This is a genomic window from Micromonospora sp. NPDC002411 (genome assembly GCF_053592955.1).
The window spans coordinates 1-4,436 of record NZ_JBSFBM010000454.1 but is presented as its reverse complement, the minus strand read 5'-3'; the positions used below and the strand labels follow the sequence as shown (position 1 = coordinate 4,436).

4 protein-coding genes are annotated in these 4,436 nt (G+C 69.0%); 2 read left to right on the top strand and 2 right to left on the bottom strand.

Annotation, left to right across the window (positions count from 1 at the left end; all coding sequences use genetic code 11):
* Window positions 1-139: 139 nt before the first annotated feature.
* Complete coding sequence (locus ACWCO3_RS32015) at window positions 140-1,474, bottom strand: TrkH family potassium uptake protein (protein WP_145778826.1); 1,335 nt, start codon at window positions 1,472-1,474, stop codon at window positions 140-142.
* A 142-nt stretch (window positions 1,475-1,616) separates the two neighbouring features.
* Here ACWCO3_RS32015 and ACWCO3_RS32010 point away from each other — a divergent pair, with 142 nt between their 5' ends.
* Window positions 1,617-2,741 (top strand): glycerophosphodiester phosphodiesterase, encoded by a 1,125-nt coding sequence (locus tag ACWCO3_RS32010; protein ID WP_450013627.1) that lies wholly within the window; start codon window positions 1,617-1,619, stop codon window positions 2,739-2,741.
* A gap of 411 nt (window positions 2,742-3,152) precedes the next feature.
* Here ACWCO3_RS32010 and ACWCO3_RS32005 read toward each other — a convergent pair whose 3' ends face one another.
* Complete coding sequence (locus ACWCO3_RS32005) at window positions 3,153-3,236, bottom strand: GntR family transcriptional regulator (RefSeq protein WP_244311889.1); 84 nt, start codon at window positions 3,234-3,236, stop codon at window positions 3,153-3,155.
* Between the two features lie 346 nt (window positions 3,237-3,582).
* On the opposite strand from ACWCO3_RS32005, the gene ACWCO3_RS32000 reads away from it, so the two are divergent.
* The coding region (locus ACWCO3_RS32000) for an ABC transporter substrate-binding protein (RefSeq protein WP_450013625.1) at window positions 3,583-4,436 on the top strand (854 nt) is incomplete at its 3' end.

Here is a 4,436-nt window from a genome sequence, read left to right as displayed (position 1 = left end):
ACCGAGGCGCCGACGGCAGTGAGTGCCGATGGGCCCGCATCCTCGCGTACGAGCCGCCGACCCGGGCCGGACGCGACCGCGCCTTGCCGGATCGCCGCCCGGACTCCGCCTCGGCTCGGCCGCCCTTATGAAACATGCCCTAACCGACAATTGGTTGTTCCTGGGGGTAGCGGTAGAGCCTGCGTCGGGTGTTCAGGGCGATCGCCGACCCCAGGGTTAGCGGCCCGACCCGGCCGATGAACATCAGCACGGTCAGCACGAGTTGGCCGCTGGCCGGCAGTTCAGCAGCGAGACCGACGGTGAGCCCGGTGGTGCTGAACGCGGAGGTGACCTCGAACAGGGCAGCGACGAACCGCACACCCTCGGTGAGCAGCAGCAGGAGCATCGTCCCGGCCGTGACGAGCGCGACGCTGAGCAGAGCCACCGTGACGGCCTGTCGCTGGCTGGCGGTGGCCACCCGGCGGTGCCCGACCGTCACGTCCGGCTCGCCGCGCAGCTCCGCCCAGATGGTGAACCCGAGCAGGAAGAACGTGGACACCTTGATCCCCCCGGCCGTGCTGGCGCTGCCGCCGCCGATGAACATCAGCACGATCAGCAGCGGATAGCTCTCCTCCTGGAGGTCGGCGATGTTGAGCACGTCGTAACCGCCGGTGCGGCTCAACGCGATCTGGGTGAACGACGCGAGAGTCTTGCCGGCGGCGTCGTACGAGCCGATGGTGCTGGCGTTGGTCCACTCGGCGGCGAGCAGGCCGGCGAAGCCCAGCAGCAGTAGGGCGAGGCTGCCCCAGATGGTCAGCTTCGTGGCCACCACCCACCTCGCCGGCTTGCGCCACTCACGAACCGCCTCGAACAGGGCCGGAAACCCGAGACCGCCGACGATGGCACCCAGCGCCAGCGGCAGGGACACCCACGGATCGCGGGCGAAGCCCAACAGTCCGTCGCTGTAGAGCGCGAATCCGCAGTTGTTGAACGCCTGGACAGCGTGGAACCCCCCTGACCAGAGGGCCCGTCCCGGCCCGTAGTCGTACGCCCACCAGAGCCGGCCGGCTACCACGGCGGTCATCACCGCCTCGCAGGCGAAGACGGTCACCGCGATCCGACGCAGCAGCCGGGCCACGTCGCCGATCCCGAACTCCGCCGTCTCGGCCTGCACCAGCAGCCGGTTGCGCAGGCCCAGTTGGCGCGAGACCACCAGGATGACCAGCGCCGCGGCGGTGAGGATGCCGAGTCCGCCGAGCTGGGTGAGCAGGGTGATCACCACCAGGCCGGGGCCGGACCAGTAGTTGGGGGTGTCGTTGATCGCCATTCCCGTCACCGAGACCGCCGAGGTGGCGGTGAACAACGCGGTGACCAGTGGCGGACGTTGGTGATCGACTGTTGCCCAGCGCGCCATCAGCAGCCCGGTGCCCAGCAGGATCGGCACCAGGAACCCCAGCGGCACCAGCCGCACGGGATTGCGAAGGAACCAGCGCACCAGACAATCTTCCTTTTCCGGACCGATGTCGGAGCGGGAACGCCCATTCCGGAGATTCACCTGCCGGTCAGTCGTCGACCAACTCCCGGCCAACCGCGGGCGGTCTGCTGTCCGCGACACCCTTCGATGACAGGAGACGGCGTTGCGACGTACCCTCTCGACCCTCGGCGTGGCCGGCGCGCTGCTCGCCGCCGCCGCCGTGGCCGTGCCCACGATGGCCGCCGCCGAGCCCTCGACCGGCGCGGACCGCACCCGGGCGAACGACCGTCCGATCGTGATCGGTCACCGAGGTGCCAGCGGCTACCGGCCGGAACACACCCTGGAGGCGTACCGGCTGGCGATCCGGATGGGCGCCGACTACATCGAACCGGACCTGGTGTCGACGTCCGACGGCGTCCTGGTCGCCCGGCACGAGAACGAGATCTCCGGAACCACCGACGTGTCGGCCCACCCGGAGTTCGCGGCCCGCAAGGCGACCAAAGCCATCGACGGTGTCGCCGTGACCGGCTGGTTCACCGAGGACTTCACACTGGCCGAGCTGAAGACGCTGCGAGCCAAGGAACGACTGCCGCAGGTCCGGGTGGCGAACACCGCCTTCGACGGCCGTTTCGAGGTGCCCACCCTCCAGGAGGTCATCGACCTGGCCCGTACCGAGGGGCGGGCACGGGGCCGCACCATCGGTATCTACCCGGAGACCAAGCACCCGACCTACTTCACGTCGATCGGCAAGCCGTTGGAGGAGCCGCTGCTGAAGGTGCTGCGGCAGAACAAGCTGGACCGCAGGAACTCGCCGGTCTTCATCCAGTCGTTCGAGACGGCGAACCTGCGTCGCCTGAGCCGACTCACCGACGTGAAGCTGGTGCAGTTGCTCGACGCCACCGGCCGCCCGTACGACTTCACCGTCGCCGGTGACACCCGCAGTTACCAGGACCTCGTGACGCCGGCGGGGTTGAAGTGGATCGCCGGGTACGCCGACGGCATCGGCGCGAACAAGAACCTGCTGGTGCCCCGGGACGCGGCCGGCAACCTGCTCGCCCCCACCAACGTGGTACGCGACGCCCACCGCGAGCGGCTGCTCGTGCACTCCTGGACGTTCCGCGCGGAGAACCAGTTCCTCCCCGTGGACTTCCGGATCGGCACCGATCCCAACGCTCGCGGCGACATCACGGCCGAGTACGAGCTCTTCCTGGGTCTGGGCCTGGACGGCATCTTCAGTGACCACCCGGACACCGCCGTCGCCGCCCGCGCCGGCCTCGCCGACAACTGACCCCGCCGGCCTCGCCGGGAACCGACCTCGGCCGGAGCTGATCCGCTCCGGTCGATCGCTGGGCCGATCACGCCCGGCCCACACGCTGGCCCGTCGTCCGCCACCCGGACGGCGGGCCAGCGGCACATCCGGGGTACGCCGCGCCCGCCCCACGCAGCCTCGCGCCGGTCAAGCGCCCGCCGCGGTCCGGCCCCCGCAAGATCACGCTGGATCCAGGATGTAGTGGCATCGCCGCGAGTTCGAGGCCCCTACAACCACGATCGAGCACGATCTTCGAGGAATCGACTCGGACGCGGCAGCAACTTCACTGATGTTGCTGCCTTGAGGCGGGTTGAGACAGCAACAACAGGGATGTTGACGCAATCTTCGCCTGCTCGCGGGGGTGGAGGAGTTACCTCCCGGGCTGATCGGTCACATAGGTGTGCCGCGGCCGGGCTGGCCGGTGATCAGCTCGCGGTCGTGAAGTAGCGAGAGCGCCCGCGAGGCTGTGTTCATGTGCACGGCATAGGTCTCGGCGAGTTTCCGGATGGTGGGCAGTTTGTCGCCCGGCTTCTTCTGCGACAGCCTGCTCGACGGTCGTCGGCGCTGCCCGCGCCCGGCGGCCCATGACGGTCCCTGTGGTTGACCGATCGGGGCAGATGGGGCGAGGCGACACAGACCTCGGGTGGTCCGTGGGGGTTCGGGCCACCGGGAACGACGACGCTCCGGTGGTCGTGCGGGCCGTTGTAACCCCGGGCCACCTCATTCCTGTTACTTGTGTGTTTCTGCCACATAGCTCGTGGGTGACGTCACTTCTAGCGTGAGCCGACAACACAGCATCCTGTCCTCACCTGGAGTCGCGATGACGGTCCGGCACACGCGGCGGGCGTTCCTGTCCGCCGCCACGATGATGGCCGCGGCGCTGGCCGCCACGGCCTGTGGTAGCCCGCAGGACACCGCCACCGGCGGCGGCGACAGCGCCGCGCCGGTCAAGGTCGGCTTGGTGTACTCCCAGTCGGGTGCCCTGGCCAGTTACGGAAAGCAATACATCGAGGGGTTCAAGGCCGGGCTCGACTTCGCCACGAAGGGCACCGGCAAGGTCGGTGACCGGAAGATCGAGTTGACCGAGGTCGACGACGCGGGTGACCCGGCAAAGGCGGTCTCCGCAGCGAAGGACCTGATCGGCAAGGGCACGAAGATCATCGCCGGTTCCACCGCCTCCGGCGTGGCGTTGCAGGTCGCGCCGATCGCGGCGCAGAACAAGGTCCTGTTCATCAGTGGACCGGCCGCCACCGACGCGGTGACCGGCGCGAACAAGTACACGTTCCGTTCCGGCCGGCAGTCCTACCAGGACGTGGTGACCGCCAAGTCGTTCATCGGCGACCCGGCCGGCAAGAAGGTAGTGGTCTTCGCTCAGGACGGCGCGTTCGGCGACGCCAACGAGGCGGCCGTCAAGGCCGTCATCGGTGGGGCGGGCGCCACCGTGAGCAGTGTCCGGGCCCCGGCCAGCGCCACCGAATTCACCCCGTTCGCCAGCCAGATCAAGACCGCCAAGCCGGACCTGCTCTTCGTGGCCTGGGCCGGCACCACCGCCCCGGCCATGTGGCAGACCCTCGACCAGCAGGGTGTGCTCGCGTCCACCACTGTGGTCACGGGTCTGGACATCCGCGCCTCGTGGCCGACCTTCGGTGCTGCCGGCACCAAGATCTCCTTCCT